The sequence below is a fragment of the Arthrobacter sp. Hor0625 genome (genome assembly GCF_052567525.1).
In genome coordinates, this window is sequence record NZ_CP199586.1 from 1666085 (window position 1) to 1683808 (window position 17724).

Annotated in this window: 17 protein-coding genes; 10 read left to right on the forward strand and 7 right to left on the reverse strand. The window is 66.2% G+C overall.

Features of this window, described 5'->3' with window-relative positions; genetic code table 11:
* Positions 1 to 13 precede the first annotated feature (13 nt).
* Both ACTWLI_RS07605 and ACTWLI_RS07610 read left to right on the forward strand, forming a co-directional pair.
* Positions 14 to 934 (forward strand): 2-hydroxyacid dehydrogenase, encoded by a 921-nt coding sequence (locus ACTWLI_RS07605; protein WP_445156021.1) that lies wholly within the window; start codon positions 14 to 16, stop codon positions 932 to 934.
* Between the two features lie 114 nt (positions 935 to 1048).
* The gene (locus ACTWLI_RS07610) at positions 1049 to 1390 is read left to right on the forward strand and encodes a YciI family protein (protein ID WP_445156022.1); all 342 of its coding nucleotides are present in this window, start codon (positions 1049 to 1051) and stop codon (positions 1388 to 1390) included.
* Positions 1391 to 1418: 28 nt separating this feature from the next.
* Here ACTWLI_RS07610 and ACTWLI_RS07615 read toward each other — a convergent pair whose 3' ends face one another.
* Positions 1419 to 1790, reverse strand: coding sequence for a VOC family protein (locus tag ACTWLI_RS07615; protein ID WP_445156023.1), 372 nt, complete (start codon positions 1788 to 1790; stop codon positions 1419 to 1421).
* Positions 1790 to 2227: a VOC family protein gene (locus ACTWLI_RS07620; protein ID WP_445156024.1), complete on the reverse strand. Its 438-nt coding sequence runs from the start codon at positions 2225 to 2227 to the stop codon at positions 1790 to 1792. The genes ACTWLI_RS07615 and ACTWLI_RS07620 overlap by 1 nt, the downstream gene beginning before the upstream one ends.
* Positions 2228 to 2361: 134 nt before the next feature.
* Between ACTWLI_RS07620 and ACTWLI_RS07625 the strand changes: the two genes are divergently transcribed.
* Positions 2362 to 3387 carry a DUF808 domain-containing protein gene (locus ACTWLI_RS07625; protein WP_445156025.1) on the forward strand — a complete coding sequence of 342 codons (1026 nt, stop codon included), beginning with the start codon at positions 2362 to 2364 and terminating at the stop codon, positions 3385 to 3387.
* Positions 3388 to 3418: 31 nt separating this feature from the next.
* Here ACTWLI_RS07625 and ACTWLI_RS07630 read toward each other — a convergent pair whose 3' ends face one another.
* A complete protein-coding gene (locus tag ACTWLI_RS07630; RefSeq protein WP_445156026.1) occupies positions 3419 to 4240 on the reverse strand; it encodes an MBL fold metallo-hydrolase in 822 nt (273 codons plus the stop codon).
* Between the two features lie 109 nt (positions 4241 to 4349).
* Between ACTWLI_RS07630 and ACTWLI_RS07635 the strand changes: the two genes are divergently transcribed.
* From ACTWLI_RS07635 to ACTWLI_RS07660, 6 genes are all read left to right on the forward strand, one after another.
* The gene (locus tag ACTWLI_RS07635) at positions 4350 to 4718 is read left to right on the forward strand and encodes a VOC family protein (protein WP_445156027.1); all 369 of its coding nucleotides are present in this window, start codon (positions 4350 to 4352) and stop codon (positions 4716 to 4718) included.
* A 186-nt stretch (positions 4719 to 4904) separates the two neighbouring features.
* Positions 4905 to 6641 carry an ABC transporter ATP-binding protein gene (locus ACTWLI_RS07640; protein WP_445156028.1) on the forward strand — a complete coding sequence of 579 codons (1737 nt, stop codon included), beginning with the start codon at positions 4905 to 4907 and terminating at the stop codon, positions 6639 to 6641.
* The gene (locus tag ACTWLI_RS07645; protein WP_445156029.1) at positions 6638 to 8725 is read left to right on the forward strand and encodes an ABC transporter ATP-binding protein; all 2088 of its coding nucleotides are present in this window, start codon (positions 6638 to 6640) and stop codon (positions 8723 to 8725) included. The genes ACTWLI_RS07640 and ACTWLI_RS07645 overlap by 4 nt, the downstream gene beginning before the upstream one ends.
* 375 nt (positions 8726 to 9100) lie before the next feature.
* Positions 9101 to 9655: a hypothetical protein gene (locus ACTWLI_RS07650; protein WP_445156030.1), complete on the forward strand. Its 555-nt coding sequence runs from the start codon at positions 9101 to 9103 to the stop codon at positions 9653 to 9655.
* A gap of 115 nt (positions 9656 to 9770) precedes the next feature.
* A complete protein-coding gene (gene rplO, locus ACTWLI_RS07655; RefSeq protein WP_445156031.1) occupies positions 9771 to 10208 on the forward strand; it encodes a 50S ribosomal protein L15 in 438 nt (145 codons plus the stop codon).
* Positions 10209 to 10677: 469 nt separating this feature from the next.
* The gene (locus ACTWLI_RS07660) at positions 10678 to 11508 is read left to right on the forward strand and encodes a hypothetical protein (protein WP_445156032.1); all 831 of its coding nucleotides are present in this window, start codon (positions 10678 to 10680) and stop codon (positions 11506 to 11508) included.
* A 1492-nt stretch (positions 11509 to 13000) separates the two neighbouring features.
* Here the strand turns inward: ACTWLI_RS07660 and ACTWLI_RS07665 are convergent.
* The 4 genes from ACTWLI_RS07665 to ACTWLI_RS07680 all read right to left on the reverse strand — a co-directional run bounded on the left by ACTWLI_RS07665 (position 13001) and on the right by ACTWLI_RS07680 (position 16235).
* Positions 13001 to 13702, reverse strand: a complete 702-nt coding sequence (locus tag ACTWLI_RS07665; protein WP_445156033.1) for an SCO1664 family protein — start codon at positions 13700 to 13702, stop codon at positions 13001 to 13003.
* 350 nt (positions 13703 to 14052) lie between these two features.
* Entirely contained in the window at positions 14053 to 14427 is a 375-nt protein-coding gene (locus ACTWLI_RS07670) for a hypothetical protein (protein WP_445156034.1), read from the reverse strand.
* A 406-nt stretch (positions 14428 to 14833) separates the two neighbouring features.
* On the reverse strand, positions 14834 to 15535 hold the full coding sequence (locus tag ACTWLI_RS07675) for an SCO1664 family protein (protein WP_445156035.1): 702 nt from the start codon (positions 15533 to 15535) through the stop codon (positions 14834 to 14836).
* A gap of 25 nt (positions 15536 to 15560) precedes the next feature.
* The gene (locus ACTWLI_RS07680) at positions 15561 to 16235 is read right to left on the reverse strand and encodes an MSMEG_4193 family putative phosphomutase (protein ID WP_445156036.1); all 675 of its coding nucleotides are present in this window, start codon (positions 16233 to 16235) and stop codon (positions 15561 to 15563) included.
* A 92-nt stretch (positions 16236 to 16327) separates the two neighbouring features.
* Between ACTWLI_RS07680 and ACTWLI_RS07685 the strand changes: the two genes are divergently transcribed.
* Positions 16328 to 17716 carry a sigma 54-interacting transcriptional regulator gene (locus ACTWLI_RS07685; protein WP_445156037.1) on the forward strand — a complete coding sequence of 463 codons (1389 nt, stop codon included), beginning with the start codon at positions 16328 to 16330 and terminating at the stop codon, positions 17714 to 17716.
* Positions 17717 to 17724: the final 8 nt, after the last annotated feature.

Below are 17724 nucleotides of genomic sequence, written 5' to 3' on the forward strand. Positions count from 1 at the left end.
TAGGCTGGCAGCTATGCCGAAGAAGATTACCGTCAGCCTGCCGGACGCGTCACTGCGCGAATACCTCGAGTCCAACCCGGATGTCAGCATCCTGGAGTGGGACCTGACCGGGGAGCCCCCGCAGCAGGAGATCGACATCGTCGTCCCGCCGTACATGGGCGGCTGGGCTGCCCTGGGCGCGCTTGAGACCGTGAAAACCGGCCTGGTGCAGAGCCAGTCGATCGGCTACGACGGGGTGGAGGACGTGCTCCCCGCCGGCCGGGTCTTCGCCAACGCCGCCGGCGTCCATGAGGCGTCGACCGCCGAACTGACCGTCGCCCTGATCCTGGCTAGCCAGCGCGAGTTCCCGCGGATGCTGCAGAACCAGCAGCAGGGCCGCTGGGAGGGCGGTGTCACCGCCAGCCTGGCCGACCGGCGGGTGTTGATCGTCGGCTACGGCGGCGTCGGCAAGGCCATCGAGGACCGGCTGCTGCCGTTCGAGACGACGGTGACCCGGGTGGCCAGCAAGGCCCGCTCCGACGCGCGCGGCCAGATCCACGGCATCGATGAACTGCACGGCCTGCTCCCGGACCACGACATCGTCGTCGTCGTGGTCCCGCTCAGCGACTCCACCCGGCACCTGATCGACGACGCGTTCCTCGCCGCGATGCCCGACGGCGCGCTGCTGGTCAACGTTGCCCGCGGGCCGGTCGCCGACACCGACGCCCTGGTCAAGCACACCGCATCAGGACGGATCCGCGCCGCCCTGGACGTCACCGATCCCGAGCCGCTGCCGGAAGACCACCCGCTGTGGAGCACCCCCGGGGTGATCATCAGCCCGCACATCGGCGGCGCCACCACGGCCATGCGGCCCCGGATGGGCAAGCTGCTGCAGCGGCAGGTCGAGCTGATGCTCGCCGGAGAGCCGCCTGCGAACGTCGTGCTGGCCAGCTGACCAGCCGGCTGGCTGACCGGCGGCCGGCTAAAGACCGGCCGCCGGGGTCTTGCACGGCGGGGGCGGTTGGGCAAGGATGAACGCCATCCCGTGCTGCAACGAAGGAGCCCCGCGATGACTAAGTACCTGATTTCATTCCCCGGCGCCGCGATGGACGTTCCCGTGGGGGAACTGGAGGCGGTTGGCGAGGCGGCGCGCGCCGTCGTGCTGGAGGCAAAGGAGGCCGGCGCGTGGGTGTTCGGCGGCGGCATCGATGAGAGCGTCCCGCCCGTGATGGTCGACGGCGACGGGACCGTGCGGGAGGGCACCTACCCGCAGACCGCGCAGCTCGAGGGCGGCTACTCGATCCTGGAGCTGCCCTCGTATGAGGCGGCGGTGGAGTGGGCCGCCAAGTTCGCGGCGGCCTGCCGCTGCCCCCAAGAGGTGCGCGCGTTCCACTACGACCCCATCAGCTAGGGACGACGACGGCGGCACCGGAGCCGGACTAGCTTGCCGGATCCGGGCTGCCGGCATCCACCACGCAGAACCGGTTGCCTTCGGGGTCGGCCATGATCACGTAGTCGGCGTCCGCCGGCCGCTTGTCCCAGTACACCCGGGTGGCGCCGAGGGCCAGCAGCCGCTGCACCTCGGCGGCCTGATCCTCGGCGTAGAGGTCCAGGTGCAGCCGCGGCGGAATCTGGACCGGGGCGGGGACCTGGTCCAGGGAGATGCACGTGCCGCTGCCGCCGGGTGGCTCCAGGATGACAAAACCGTCCTCCGGCTCGCGGCGCGGCGCGTAGCCCAGTGCGGACTGCCAGAAGCGCATCTGCCGGTCGAGGTTGTCCACCCAGATGACGATCGACCCAAGGCTCAGCATCAGCTTGCCCCCAGTTCCTGGGCGAGCATCACGATGATGCCGCTGGGGCCGCGGAGGTAGCAGAGCTTGTAGAGGTCCTTGTAGGTCGCGACGCCGCGCAGGGGGCGGCAGCCGTGCCGCGCGGCGATCTCCAGCGCCCGGTCAATGTCCTCGACGGAGAACGCGACCCGGTGCATGCCGATCTCGTTCGGCAAGATGGGCTCCCTCTCGATCGCCGCCGGGTGGAGGTATTCGAAGAGTTCCAGCTGGCCGTGGCCGTCCGGGGTCTGCAGCCTGGCGATCTTGGCGTGGTTGCCGTCCAGCCCGACGGCGGTGTCGGTCCACTCGCCGCTGACGGTGTCCCGGCCGATCACCGTGAGGCCAAGATCGGTGAAGAAGGCGACGGCGGCCTCCAGGTCGCGCACGGCGATCCCGACGTTCTCCAGTTTGATGCCCATGCGCCACAGGCTACCGAGACGGCCCGCTCCGGTCGACGGTCCCGACCCCCATATAATTCGAAGATGCCGATCACGCGCCTTGGCCGAGGCCACTCCGTCCAGCCGTCCGCCCCCAAGCAGCCCGGAGGCGCGCTGTGAGCGGCGGTCTCGTCGCCCTCCTGGACGACATCGCCGCCCTGGCCAAGATTGCCGCCGCCTCGGTGGACGACGTCGCGGCCGGTGCGGCCAAGGCGGGGGCCAAGGCCGCCGGCGTCGTCATTGACGACGCCGCCGTCACCCCGCAGTACGTGTCCGGCGCGGACCCGTCCCGCGAACTGCCGATGATCAAAAAGATCTTCTGGGGCTCGCTGCGGAACAAGCTCCTGATCATCCTGCCGGCCCTGCTGCTCATCAGCGCCTTCATTCCCGGCATCATCCCGTTCATCCTCATGGCCGGCGGCACCTACCTCTGCTACGAGGGCGCCGAGAAGATCTGGCACAAGCTCCGCGGCCAGCACGAGCCCGACGAGGACACACCGGCGGTGGACCGGGGCCCGGAGGCCGAGGCTAAGGTCACCAAGGGCGCCATCACCACGGACTTCATCCTCTCCTGCGAGATCATGGTTATCGCGATGAATGAGGTGGCGGCCGACTCCCTCTGGGTCCGCGCCGCGATCCTGGTCGCCGTGGCGATCGCGATCACGGCAGCCGTGTACGGCGCCGTCGCGCTCATCGTCAAGATGGACGATATCGGCCTGCACCTGACCACTAAGGACTCCGCCGGCTCCAAGCACTTCGGCGAGCTGCTGGTCCGAGGCATGCCGAAGGTGCTGACCACCATCACCGTGATCGGGACGATCGCCATGCTCTGGGTGGGCGGCCACATCATGCTGCAGGGCGCCCACGACCTCGGCTGGCACGGCCCCTACGACCTGGTCCACGCCCTCGAGCACCCTGTCGCCGGGATCGCCGTGGTGGGCAGCGCCCTGGCCTGGCTCGTGAACACCCTGTGCTCGGCCGTCCTGGGACTCGCCTGGGGCCTGGTCGTCATGGCCGTCCTGACCCCGCTGCTCAAGGTGCTGCCGTTCGGGAAGAAGAAGGACGGGCACGAAGACCACAGCGCCGGCGCCGCCGTCGACAGCCAGCAGCCGGCAAAGCACGACGCCGACCCCGCCTCCTAGCCCGTACCCTCCGGTGGAATCTGCCGGGGTGTTATTCGGGCGTCCCGTTCTGCGCTTTTTGGGCGAGCCGCTGTAGTTGCCGGTTGTGCACGTCGGGCAGCCACTCCAGTGGGGCCGAGGGGCCGACCCGCGGGTCGTCGGGAACGCCGCCGTCGCGCAGGGCTTCGACATAGGCAAGGTCCTGTTTGATCCGTGCCCGTAGCTGCTCGGCTCCGCCGACCGAGCCGTGACCGGGGATGACGGCATCGACGTCGTCGGCCACGCTTTCGAACAGCTGCAGCGCGGCGAGGTAGTCTGCGACCGGATCCACGGCGTCGAGGTCGAGGAACGGCATCAGGATGTCGGAGAGCATATCGCCGGCAACGAGGACGCGGTGCTCCTCGATAAGCAGCGCCGCATGGCCCTGGGCGTGGGCCCGATGCTCAATGATGCGGACTGTAGGGCCGTCCCAAGGAATGTGCGCCGCTTCGGCGGGCAAGCCGGTGACGAGACCAAACAGCTCCATGGGGATCTCATCGGCGAACTCAGGCGGTAGAACGCCGGCCACGCGCTCCTGCCAGTCCGCCGTCGCCAGCACATCCCGAATCGAAGCCGCGCAGCGGGCCGTACCGTAACGGGGCGCGTCGCCAAAGGCCTCGTGCCAGAGGACGTGGTCCCAGTCCGGATGCGTGGCGAAGCCTGCCGCGACGGGCTGGCCCAGTTCGCGAACGTCGTCCGCGAGGCCGGCCAGTTCATTGCGCGTTATTCCGGGGTCGATAAGCAGCACCCCGGCCCCGCCCTGGACGATCACGGACTTGCTCTGGATGAACTCGCTCTCGTGCACAAGAACGCCGTCCGCGACCTGCCTCAGCATGGGATGCCTTCCGCTCGTGGTTTTCAACCCGCTGGTTGGGACGCTATTCCGGGCCGGAGTGGAGCGCAAGCACTCTCGGGCAGGGGCCCCGCTCAGTAGAGTGGCACGCATGAGTCTCGAATGGGAACAAGTAATTGTCGATTCGGCGCGGCCGGCTGAGCTTGGATATTGGTGGGCCAAAGCTTTGGGCTGGGTCGTGACTATAGACGGTGACGATGAGTTCGAAATTCGTTCTGCACCGGACCGGTTGCCGGGCTTGGTCTTTGTGCCGGTAGCAGATTCGAAGGTTACGAAGAATCGTCTTCACCTCGATTTTCGGCCGGACGATCCAGCGGCCGAGGTCGAGCGGATGATCGCCCTGGGTGCCCGCAGGGTCGATATTGGTCAGGGCGAGCAGCCGTGGACTGTACTGGAGGATCCAGAAGGCAACGAGTTTTGCGTTCTGGGACCCCGAAAGAAGGCCGGTTCCGACAGCTGAAGGTTCGGACAGGCCACGGGAGCGCCCGCCAACGTATCCTGGCGGCCGATGAGGCACGCAACCACCGCGGTAGCCGCACCACATACCCAAGTCCGCCCTGAGAATAACCCCGTCCGCGCCCAGCATCCGGACGTAAACTGACCTCCGGACCACCCACCGGGGACCGTGCTTGGAACTGGAGACCGGATGCTCTGGAAACTGCTCGTGCAATACCTGCGGCCGCAGCGCGGGCTGCTGCTCGCCGTCGTCGTCTTCCAGCTGGCCGCCTCGATCGCCTCGCTGTACCTGCCCACCCTGAACGCGGACATCATCGACCAGGGCGTGGCGCGCGGGGACACCGACTACATCCTGCGCACCGGCGGCGTGATGCTCATGGTCACCCTGCTGCAGATCGCCTGCACCATCGCCGCCGTCTACTTCGGCGCGAAGGCCGCGATGGCGCTGGGCCGGGACGTGCGCGGGGCGATCTTCAGCCGGGTGGCGGAATTCTCCGAACAGGAAGTCACCCGGTTCGGCGCGCCCAGCCTGATCACCCGCTCCACCAACGACGTCCAACAGGTCCAGCAGCTGGTGCTGATGTCCGCGACGCTGATGGTCACCGCGCCCATGCTGAGCATCGGCGGCGTCATCATGGCCATCCGGCAGGACGTGCAGCTGTCCTGGCTGATCGCGGTCAGCGTCCCGGTGCTGCTGGCCGCCGTGGGCCTGATCGTGACCCGGATGGTGCCGCTGTTCCGGCTCATGCAGACCAGGATCGACACGGTCAACCGGGTGCTGCGCGAACAGCTCACCGGCATCCGCGTGGTCCGCGCCTTCGTCCGCGAGGACATCGAGACCGCCCGCTTCGGCCGCGCCAACGAGGACGTCACGGACACCGCACTGCGCGCCGGCCGGCTGATGGCGCTCGCGTTCCCCACCGTGATGCTGGTCCTCAACGTCTCCTCCGTGGCCGTGATCTGGTTCGGCGCGTACCGGATCGAGGACGGGTCCATGCAGGTGGGCACCATGATCGCCTTCCTCAGCTATCTCATGCAGATCCTGATGTCCGTCATGATGGCGACGTTCATGGCGATCATGATCCCGCGCGCCGCCGTCTCCGCGGACCGGATCGGGCAGGTGCTGGGCACCGAATCCAGCGTCCGGCCGCCCGCGCAGCCGGTCAGCCTCGCCGGCGCCGCCCGCGGCGAGCTGGAAATGCGCGACGTCGGATTCGCCTACCCGGGTGCCGAGGCGCCGGTACTCTCCGACGTGGACTTCACCGCCCGCGCCGGGCAGACGACGGCGATCATCGGCTCCACCGGCTCGGGCAAGACCACGCTGGTGAACCTGATGCCGCGGCTCTTCGACGCCACCTCCGGCTCGGTACGGATCGACGGCGTGGACGTCCGCGAGCTGCACCCGGACCTGCTCTGGGGGCACATCGGCCTGGTCCCGCAGAAGCCTTACCTGTTTTCCGGCACGGTCCGCAGCAACCTGCTCTACGGCAAGCCCGACGCCACCGAGGACGAACTCTGGCGGGCGCTGGCCATCGCGCAGGCCGAGGACTTTGTCCGCGCGATGGAGGGCGGCCTGGACGCGCCGATCTCGCAGGGCGGCACCAACGTCTCCGGCGGGCAGCGGCAGCGGATTGCGATCGCCCGGGCGCTGGTGAAACGGCCCGAGCTTTACATCTTTGACGACTCGTTCTCCTCGTTGGACACCGCCACGGATGCCCGGCTGCGGCAGGCGCTGAAGCAGCACACCGCCGGCGCCACCCTGGTGATCATTGCCCAGCGGGTCTCCAGCATCGCGGACGCGGACCAGATCCTGGTGCTCGACGACGGCCGGATCGTCGCGCACGGCACGCACGAGGAGTTGCTGGAGTCCTCAGCGACGTACAACGAGATTGTGAACTCCCAGCTGGCGGCGGAGGAGGCGGTATGAGCAAGGTCGAATCCCAGCGGCCGACGGCGGGCGGCGGCGCGGGAGGTGCCGGCGGCTCCGGTCTCGCGGGCTCCGGCGCGGGCGGACTACCGGGCTCCGGCGCTCCCGGTTCACCGGGTGCCGGCCGGGAAGCTCCGCTGCGGATTCCGCGGCCGCGCGGCGGCCCCGGCCACGGCGGCCCGTTCGCCGGGATGAACGTCCCGGCGGAGAAAGCGCTGAACTTCGGCCCGTCCGCCCGGCGGCTGCTGGGCGAGCTGCGCCCCGAGCGGCTCTGGCTGGCGCTGGTACTGGCGCTCGCCGTCGTGAGCGTGACCCTGTCGGTGATCGGGCCGCGGCTGCTGGGGGAGGGCACCAACCTGATCTTCGCCGGCGTCGTGTCCAAGCAGCTGCCCGCCGGGGTGAGTAAGGAGCAGCTGATCGCGCAGCTGCGCGCCGCCGGGGAGAACCAAAAGGCGGACATGCTCAGTGCCATGGCGCTGACGCCGGGCACCGGGATCGACTTCGCCGCGCTGTCCGCCGTGCTGCTGTGGGCGCTGGTGCTGTACGTGCTGGCGTCGTCGTTTATGTGGATGCAGGCATATATCCTCAACGGCGTGGTGCAGCGGACGGTGTACCGGCTGCGCGAGCGGATCGAGGCGAAGATCAACCGGCTGCCGCTGCGCTACTTCGACACCGTGCAGCGCGGCGAGCTGCTCAGCCGGGTGACCAATGACGTCGACAATATTTCCCAGAGCCTGCAGCAGTCCATCAGCCAGGCGGTGACCTCGCTGCTGACCGTGGCGGGGGTGCTGGTGATGATGGTGATCCTCTCGCCGACGCTGGCCGTCATCGCGCTGGTCACCATTCCGCTGACCCTGGTGACGACGGCGCTGATCGCCAAGCGCTCGCAGAAGCTGTTCGTGGCGCAGTGGAAGAACACCGGCGAGCTCAACGGCCAGATCGAGGAGACGTACACCGGGCACGCGCTGGTGAAGGTCTTCGGCCGGCAGCGCGAGGTGGAGGAGACGTTCCGGCAGAAGAACGCGGAGCTGTACCAAGCCAGCTTCGGCGCGCAGTTCATTTCCGGGCTGATCATGCCGGCCATGACGTTCATCGGGAACCTGGTCTATGTGGGGATCGCCGTGGTGGGCGGGCTGCAGGTGGCGTCCGGGGCGATGCAGCTGGGCGACGTGCAGGCGTTCATCCAGTACTCGCGCCAGTTCACCCAGCCGCTGGCCCAGCTGGGCTCGATGGCGAACCTGCTGCAGTCCGGGGTGGCGTCGGCCGAGCGGGTGTTCGAGCTGCTGGACACCGAGGAGCAGCTCTCCGATCCGGATGTGCCGCTGAAGCCGGAGACGACGCGCGGGCGGCTGGTGTTCGAGGACGTGTCCTTCGCGTACTCGCCGGACAAACCGCTGATCTCTAACCTGTCGCTGGTGGCCGAACCGGGGCAGACCGTGGCGATCGTGGGGCCCACCGGGGCGGGCAAGACCACGCTGGTGAACCTGATGATGCGCTTCTACGAGCTCGACGCCGGGAAGATCACGCTCGACGGCGTTGACGTGGCGCTGATGTCGCGGCACGAGCTGCGCTCGCGGATGGGCATGGTGCTGCAGGACACCTGGCTGTTCGGCGGGACCATCCGGGACAACATCGCCTACGGCAGGCCCGGTGCGTCCGAGGCCGAGATCCTGGAGGCGGCGAAGGCGACGTACGTGGACCGGTTCGTGAAGTCCCTGCCGCAGGGCTACGACACAGTGCTCGACGACGAGGGCGGCAACGTCTCGGCGGGGGAGAAGCAGCTGCTGACGATCGCCCGGGCGTTCCTGGCCCGGCCGTCGGTGCTGATCCTGGACGAGGCAACATCGTCCGTGGACACCCGGACCGAGGTGCTGGTGCAGAAGGCCATGAGTGCGTTGCGGTCGGATAGGACGTCGTTCGTCATTGCCCACCGGCTTTCCACCATCCGCGACGCCGATCTCATCCTGGTGATGGAAGCTGGCCAGATCGTGGAGCAGGGGAACCATGCGTCGCTGCTGGAAGCCGGCGGCGCGTACGCGCGGCTGTACGAGGCGCAGTTCGCGGCTCCGGTGGCGGAGGTGTGAGTTCCACACAGGGCATCGGGCTACAGCGCGGTTGCTGGTTCCGCGTCGCCTGCGTATATGGCGAACCCTGGGCCCAAGTTTCGAGTCGAGTGGCGGCAATCTTCGAGCTCTCTCAGTCGCTTAGGCATTCCGCCGGTTGCCGATTATGTCCGTGGGCTTGTCCTGCCCGCCTTCTGGTGGTGATGTAATCCCGACTGAGAGCGGATAAGCGACATCGCCCGAGGCAGGTCGCTAGCACCGGCTCCAAGAACTAACGGCATTTGGCGACAAGAGTCTGGCAGCTCCCTACCATGTCGGCTGAACCCAGTAGTAATTCTGGGCATCAATGCCGTTGATCCCTGTGTGTTACTAAGGCCCGGGCCTAGTATTGCTCTCATGAGCCAACAAGCAGGGCACGGCCTACCTGACCCGCTTCCGGATATGGATGCGGCGACTAGCCTCTATCGGGTGGCGTTCGAGGAAGGTCGCCGAAGCATTAGCGATCAAGTAGACGAGCTAAACGGTATTCGTACGCGTGCTGTATCGTATATGGCCTTCATTGGGACAGCGACCGCTTTTCTCGTCACGACCACATTGCGGTCCGCGGCCCCTGGTGGCTTGTTCTATGTAGTCGCCATTCTGGCAACCCTTTCAGTAGCCTGGGCAACAGTACAGCTATGCCGGGTGATCAGGCCCGGGCTCGACTTCACGATTCGACTCGATCCTCGGGACATTATTACGAACTTCATCGACCGCCAAGTTCCTCGTCCTTCAGAGGCGCAGTTGCTGAGGAGTCTGGCGGGATGGTCCGGGAGATACATCGACGACAACGACAACGCCCTGGAAGAGATCCGTCGCCGTTTTTCTCACGTGATACTGTTCGGTGGCGGCGGGTTGCTGCTTTGGACCATAGCCGTTTGGCTTTTCGGAAGGGTTGGCGTCGGTGGGTGATGAGGCTCCGCAGATCAATCCAGCCGATCGGCCACATAAGAACCCCAGTCCCGCAATAGACCCTCCTGTATGGGAGGAGCCTCCTAATGGGCCTGGCAGGACGGGGCCCCGCGGAGTGATCAAGGTTCACCACCTGCGTCCCGCCCCGGGTGCCAAGACCGCCAAGACCCGCGTTGGTCGTGGTGAAGGCTCCAAGGGTAAGACCGCCGGTCGTGGCACGAAGGGTACTGCAGCCCGCTACCAGGTCAAGGCTGGCTTTGCCGGCGGCCAGCTGCCGCTGCACATGCGCCTGCCGAAGCTGCGCGGCTTCAAGAACCCGTTCCGGGTTGAGTACCAGGTGGTAAACCTGGACAAGCTCAACGAGCTGTTTCCGGAAGGTGGCGCAGTCACCGTGGAGAACCTGGTTGAGAAGGGTGCCGTTCGCAAGAACCAGCCCGTCAAGATCCTGGGTACCGGCGATATCACCGTCAAGGTTGACGTCACCGTCCACGCATTCTCGGCCAGCGCCGCAGAAAAGATTGCCGCAGCAGGCGGCAGCACCACCGCGCTCTAAAAGTTGCAGCAGAGTGCCAGTGATTTCTGGTCACTCGGTAGCGTACACCGATTAGCATTCCAGCCGACACAGGCATCCTCGAAGCGAATTCGCGGTCCTTAGTTCACTGCCGATATTTGGTTTCGTCAGGGTCGAAGTCCGATTTTGGTGAAGGGAAGTTTGCCGGAGCTGCCCCTTTTGCGGTCCTGTGGTTCAGCGCAGGTGCCTCGTGTTCGAGGATGTATCCTTCGCGTACTCGCGGGATAAGCCGCCGATCTCTTCGCTGAGTCTGGTGGCCCAGCCCGGGCAGACCGTGCCGATCGGAGCCCTCCGGGCGGGGAACCCCGCCATATGTTAATGCACCGTCGGACGACACGTGGGCGGGAGGTGGACGGGTTGTCGAGTGTGGGCCGTAAGCTCACTAGTGGACATTTGGCGAAACAAAGGGGAATAGCGGGTGTTGTTCGGGCGGCGCAAAAGATTGCAGACCTTGGTTGAGCAGGAGGCTCAGGGCGTCGACCTCTGGACCGACCAGTTCGACGATAAGTTTCGGACCAAGGTCCTGCATGCGCTCGATGATGTTGGCGGCTACTACCGAAGTGGTCCTATTGCAGCTGAAGCGCGGCGGTTGATCCTTCGTGATGAGGGTCTTTTTCACCTGGCCTCAAACCGCTACACGGACATTGACGATTTCAGGGTCTATGTTCAAACCTGCCCGGATGAAGATATGCCCACATGCATTGAGGCAATCTATGTTGCGTTTAACAACCTCAAAGACGGTCAGAGTTGGAACTCGCCTGAAGAATTCGCGGAACTGTGCCGGACGGCGCTCCGCGAACACAGGATTTCGTTCGACTTCGTAGCAGATCAGATGGTCGAGTTCTCCTCGATGGAGATGCACGATGCAGTCGTGTCGCCTGTTCTCACCCTGTTGTCCGGCCGCTCGGACTTCGATTCCGCAGAGTTGGCGTACAGAGACGCCTTGGACGAAATTGCGGACGGTAAGCCAGGGGACGCCATTACTGATGCGGGAACTGCTCTTCAAGAGACGCTTACGGCGTTGGGATGCGAAGGAAATGCTCTTGGTCCGCTCATCAAATCTGCGAAAAACAAGGGGATCATAGCGGCCCACGATCTTCCCATGATCGACGCTTTGGACAAGGTGATGAACTGGGTGTCGGCGGATCGCAGCACCTACGGGGACGCTCACGCGGCCACGACTTCCACCGTTGAGGACGCCTGGTTCATTGTGCATATCACAGGTGCCGTAATCCTGAGATTGTCCCAGGGGGGACGGAGCGGCGCGCAACGGCGCGCTTGACCTGAAGAAGCAACATTACTCTGGCGCTCTTTTGGCAGAATGCCGACCGCCGGGTAGTGACAGGTTCGTCGTTCGCGACGCCGGTTGGTCTTCACGCTGTATCCCGACGCCAGCGAGGGCGGTGGACGCTACTTTAGTTCAAAGAATCCGGCCAGGACCTAGGTGGCGAGGGGACCGGCGGCGGACCCCGAGCGGGCCGCATTGGAGGCTGGCGTCGGGTACCTAGGTTTGAACGCCGGGCCAGGTCCCGCAGTAAGCTTTGCAGACGCCCGCCCTGCTCAGCGCTGATGATTGGCTCCCAGATAATCAGCGTTTCAACTGCCAGCGCACGCAAACTCAGATCACGAATCACGCCGGTTTCCGTTGGCTCGTGGGCGGTCTTGTCACCCCGGAACCCGAATGCACCGGGTCCGCCCATGCGTGGGGGCATCCGGTTTGTGCAATCCCAAGGCCTTAGGCTGGCCCCGGCAATCTGACTCATTGGCAGAGACCGCCTACCACAGCCGGGCCATCAGCATCCCTTCCCCCGTTGCAAAGTCGATGTCACCCGAAAGAGTCACTACGTCGCGCACTCCTGCCCGGGTGCACGTGTCCTCGAACCGCTAAAGTTCGAGGGCCGCCGGTGTAGCCCATCCGTGTGCCAGACGATCACCCCGTCGCGGCGTCCTGGTGAGGTCCAACAGCACGCGCTCGTAAGCAAGGCGTGACGTCCGTGTTCCATTACCACAGTACTGAGTTGTGCAGGAGCGGTGAGACTTGAGAGATCCCGCTAGCGTCGAGACGTGCGCGCCGACTCGGACTCAGGTTCTGCCTTAGCCGTGTGGTCGATAAGTCGGTAGGTCCTTAAGCATCGCGGCGACCAAGTCCCCGATCATGTCTGGATCAGCGTCGGCCGGCGTCAGGTAATAGTCCCCCTCGGGGCTACGCTTCCCAGGCAGCATGCTGAGCACCCTAACGACGATGTGAAGCCATTCCTCAGCAGAGGTTGTTATTTCTCCGTGGATTTCTTGGTTCATTCCCCCGGTAGCGTGATCGAAGGTTTGGTTGTCCAAGGTCACCGTGAGACTATCGGGATCCGTCCATCGCATTTGCATATCCTTACGGTACCCCCGAGTTTCGTCGGGAACTGGATGTCGTGGCCGTGTCTGAGGTTCACGACTACCAACTGCGGACGTAGGTTGGAAAGTCTTGGCTGCGGTCAGCGGTTGCCTACCGCATTCTCCAGAACCCACGAGACGCGTGGCACGCTCTCCTAGAGTCCGGAGACTATTTCTGAGCGACAACTACCGGTTGAGGTCCGGGTCGAACTCGACCCCGGCTGAGCTGTCGGCTGGTTGTTCCGTGCCGTTCCGGCTCGCGGAGACAGGCGTCTTCGGGGTAAAGAGGGACTGGAAAGCTGAACTCAAACCGCAAGTGCTTTCGCCGCCCAAAAGATGCGGACGGGGACGTGTCAAGCCATCGCACCCGGCCAGACTGCTGGGCAAGCGTTCGATCACACCAACGGCCACGGATACCGCATGCCCGTCCGGTCCACCGGCAGCGACCCAGCAACCAGCGCCCGCTGGACGCGGCGCTGCAGGGCGGTGACCTCGTCATCGTCGAGCAGTCCCGCCAGCTCGGCGGGCACGGACCAGGCCAAGGGTGCGATGTCCGCCAGCAAACCCTCGGGGATAGGTTCCCCGGCGAAGTCCCAGATCACGGTGCGGAGCTTGAACGCAGCCGAGAAGCATAGCCCGTGGTCGATGCCCCAAATCCGGCCGTCGTCGCCGCGCAGCACGTGGCCGCTCTTGCGGTCGGTGTTGTTGGCGACGAAGTCGGACAGGGCGATCCTGGCCAGCTCGACGTGGGTCTCGGGGGCGTCCTCGAACAGGGTGAAGTAGTGCTGCTGGAAGTCGCACTCGACGAACCACTGCAGCGACCCGACGTCCAGGGGAGCGTCCTCGCGGATCACCGTGGGCGGGACGGAGCCCCAGCCCAGCGATTCGCTGAGCAGGTAGGCGGCACGTTCGCGCTTGTAGAGCCCGGGCTCGAAGTCGGAGAGCGGCCGTTCGCCGGCCTCCGGCTTGTACACCGCGTACCCCTCATCCTCGCCGCAGGTGACCTGGACCAGGAAGGTCTGGTTGCTGCTGCGCGGGATGAGGCCGAGCAGCTCAATGCTGCCCTCGGTGAGCAGTGTCAGTTCCCGGCCGGACACGGACCCTCCCGCTTCGGAGAAGAAGTCATGACGCCCGGAGCCCGCTGAGCGGTTCCGCCGTCGAATTCACCATGAGCACCGCGGGATCCTGACCCTCCACAAGCGTGACGGCCGAGACCGAGCCGGGGCAGATGCGATGCGTTGAAAGAGGTACCGGGTGTCTCTCGGGCGTGGAAGACGGCGGACCGGAACCCACAGCGCGATCCAGGAGCGACAGATTGCCAACTTCTGTAAGAAAGGCTGCAGCCAGAGTCCCACAGCATCGTCTAGACGATGTCAGCATCGGCCTCTAGGAGGCAGCGCCCGCCACTGGAAGCGGGCGGCTTCGCTGCCACACCGCCGTCAAGACCTCAGACCGCAGCGGACTCGTCGTAGTGGCCATGGCGGTGCAACCACACATAAAGTCCAACTGAGGCGCCAACGGCCAGTAGAGGGACTGCCCAAACTGCGGAATCAGCGCCGCGCAGCAGGACGGCAACGGCAATGACGGTGGCGGCCGAGATCCCGACGCCAGGTGACGCGGTCGAGAGACTTCGCAGAACGTCTTTCCTGAACTGCCCATGCAGAGCTGTAAGGCCGAGAATGGCGGCCACCAGTGTGATGGCAGTTCCGAGCAGAATCAACCCCTCGGCAAGGCCAACAACGACGACTCCGGCAGCGAAGAATACGCTCAGGAGTATCCAGTAAGCGTTTTTGGTTTGACCATTCCGCATTGTTTGGTTCATTGGTTCGATCCTAGCAACCGCGGTCGAAGTCGAGGGCTGTTCCGCCCAGGCCCATGGCCAAGGCACAAGCGAGAGCGGCTCCGGGGCCGAAGAATCCCATTGCGCCGCAGAACGCTGCTTCCGTTGCATACCAAGCCCAAAACGCTGCCCACGCTGATGGACATGCAGGTAGGGCCGTCGTTTCGCCCTGATTTTTTGCTGGGGCCGTGAAGCCGTAGGTCGGATCGATCTCGACGCTGGTGACCAGGGCGCTAATTGTGACTGTTCGTGTCAAAGGAGCCCACATTCCAAGCTTGATGCAGTGCGATCGACTGAGGCTTGTCATCGGGAGAGCGCGGCTGTGGTCGCGCCGGGCTCGCCGTCCAGAGCGCAAATCTGGAAGGACCCCGCGCTGTCATCGATAGGCCTAAACCAGTGGCCACGGGTAGCGCATGCCGGTCCGGTCGACCGGCAGTGACCCAGCAACCAGCGCCCGCTGGACGCGGCGCTGCAGGGCGGTGACCTCCTCGTCGTCGAGTAGTTCCGCCAGTTCGTCAGGCACGGACTCGGCGAGCGGGGCGATGTCCGCCAGAAGCGCCTCGGGGATCTGTTCCCCGGCGAAGTCCCAGATCACGGTGCGGAGCTTGAACGCCGCCGAGAAGCACAGCCCGTGGTCGATGCCCCAGATGCGCCCGTCGTCGCCGCGTAGCACGTGGCCGCTCTTGCGGTCGGTATTGTTGGCGACGAAGTCGAACAGGGCGATCCGGGCCAGCTCAGCGTGGGTCTCCGGGGCGTCCTCGAACAGGGTGAAGTAGTGCTGCTGGAAGTCGCACTCGACGAACCACTGCAGCGACCCGACGCCCAGAGGTGCGTTTTCCCGGATCACCGTGGGCGGAACGAAGCCCCACCCCAGCGCTGCGCTCAGCAGGTAGGCGGCGCGTTCGCGCTTGTAGAGGCCGGGTTCAAAATCGGACAGCGGCCGCTCGCCGGCCTCCGGCTTGTACACCGCGTACCCCTCGTCCTCGCCGCAGGTGACCTGGACCAGGAACGTCTGGTTGCTGCTGCGCGGGATGAGGCCGAGCAGCTCGATGCTGCCCTCGGTCAGCAGGGTCAGTTCCCGGCCGGACACGGTCCCTCCCGCCTCGGAGAAACAGTCATGACGCCCGGAGCCCGCTGAGCGGTTCCGCCGTCGAATTCACCATGTGCACCGCGGGATCCTGGCCCTCCACGAACGTGATGGCCGAGACCGACCCGGGGCTGATCACAATCCGCTGGAACAGATCCAGCGGCGTGCCGAGGGCATGGGCCACCGCAGCCTTGATGGGATCGGCATGCGAGAAGCACACCACCACGCCGCCGGCGTGGGCCGCGCACAGCGCCTCCATGGCCCCGACGATCCGGGACTGCATCTCGGGGAAGCTCTCGCCGTCCGGGAAGCGGAACTGGGACGGGCTGTGCTGCACGGTCTGCCACTCCGGCAGCGCCGCCAGGTCCGCGATCGCCGAGCCGGTCCAGCCGCCGAAATCGCACTCCAGCAGCCCCTCGTCGTGCTTCACCGCCAAACCCGTGCGCGCCGCCGTCGGCTCCGCCGTCTCGCAGGCTCGCTCCAGCGGGGAGGAATACAGGGCATCCACCGGCAGCCCGGCGAGCCGGTCCGCGACACGTTCGGCCTGCTCCCGGCCCCGGTCGGAGAGGTGCAGCCCCGGCGCCCGGCCCGGCAGGACCGAGCCCGTCGTCGGCGTCTGGCCGTGGCGCACCAGGAGCAGGAGGGTGCCAGGGCGTGCGGGCGCCGGGGGAGGAGTTGCTTCGTCTGCGGTTGCTGTAGCCATCAGCATCCAGCCTATTCCGCCAAGCGTCCGGGTGCGCAGGAATCTCACCAAATCCCTCGATTCCCCGCCGGGTACAGGTCTACGGTGGAGGAGTGAGTGATCGCCCCGAAATCTTCACTGTTGGTGAACTGCGCGCCTCCGGCCACGTCCACAAGGACCTGCGCCGCGAGATCCGCGACAACCTGCTGGCCGCGCTCGCCGCCGGCCGCGACCCCTGGCCCGGGATGTACGGCTTCAGCCGCACCGTCCTGCCCCAGCTCGAACGCGCCCTGCTGGCCGGACACGACGTCGTCCTGCTCGGCGAACGCGGGCAGGGCAAGACCCGGCTGCTGCGCACCCTGGCCGGGCTGCTGGACGAGTGGTCGCCGGTGATCGAGGACTCGGAACTGAACGAACACCCCTACCAGCCCATCACCGAGCACTCCCGCGCCCTGGCCCTCACCGAGGGGGACCGGCTGCGGGTTGCGTGGCGGCACCGCTCCGAACGGTACGTCGAGAAGCTCGCGACGCCGGACACCTCCGTCGCGGACCTGATCGGCGACGTCGACCCGATGCGGGTGGCCGAGGGCCGCCGCCTGGGCGACCCGGAAACCATCCACTACGGCCTGGTGCCGCGCTCCAACCGCGGCATCATCGCCATCAACGAACTCCCGGACCTCGCCGAGCGGATCCAGGTCTCCATGCTCAACGTGATGGAGGAGCGTGACATCCAGATCCGCGGCTACGTGCTGCGGCTGCCGCTGGACGTCCTGGTGGTCGCCTCCGCCAACCCGGAGGACTACACCAACCGGGGCAGGATCATCACGCCGCTGCGGGACCGCTTCGGTGCGGAGATCCGCACCCACTACCCGATCGAGCTCGAGGACGAGGTGGCCGTCATCCGGCAGGAGGGCCACCTGGTGGCCGGCGTCCCGCCCGTCATCCTGGAGATCCTGGCCCGCTACACCCGGGCGCTGCGCCAGTCCCCGGCGATCAACCAGACCTCCGGGGTGTCCGCGCGGTTCGCCATCGCCGGTGCCGAGACCGTTGCCGCCGCTGCCCTGCGCCGGGCCAGCGTGCGCGGCGAGGATGAGGCCGTCGCCCGGATCATCGACCTCGACGCCGCCGTGGAGGTCCTGGCCGGGAAGATCGAGTTCGAATCCGGGAAGGAGGGCCGGGAGCAGGACATCCTGGACCACCTGCTGCGGATGGCCACCGCCGAGGCCGTGCGGGCGCACTTCCACGGCCTCGACATGGGCGACCTCGTCGCGGCGCTGGACGGCCACACCACGGTCACCACCGGCGAACTGGTCACCGCGCGGGAATTCCTGGAGGGCCTCCCGTCGCTCAACGGGTCGCGCCTCTACGACGAGATCGGTGAGCGCCTGGGCGCCACCAACGACGGGCAGCGCGCCGCCGCCGTCGAACTGGCCCTCGAAGGGCTCTACCTCGCCCGCCGGATCTCCAAGGACTCCGACGACGAAGCCACCGTCTACGGCTAGGCGCCGCT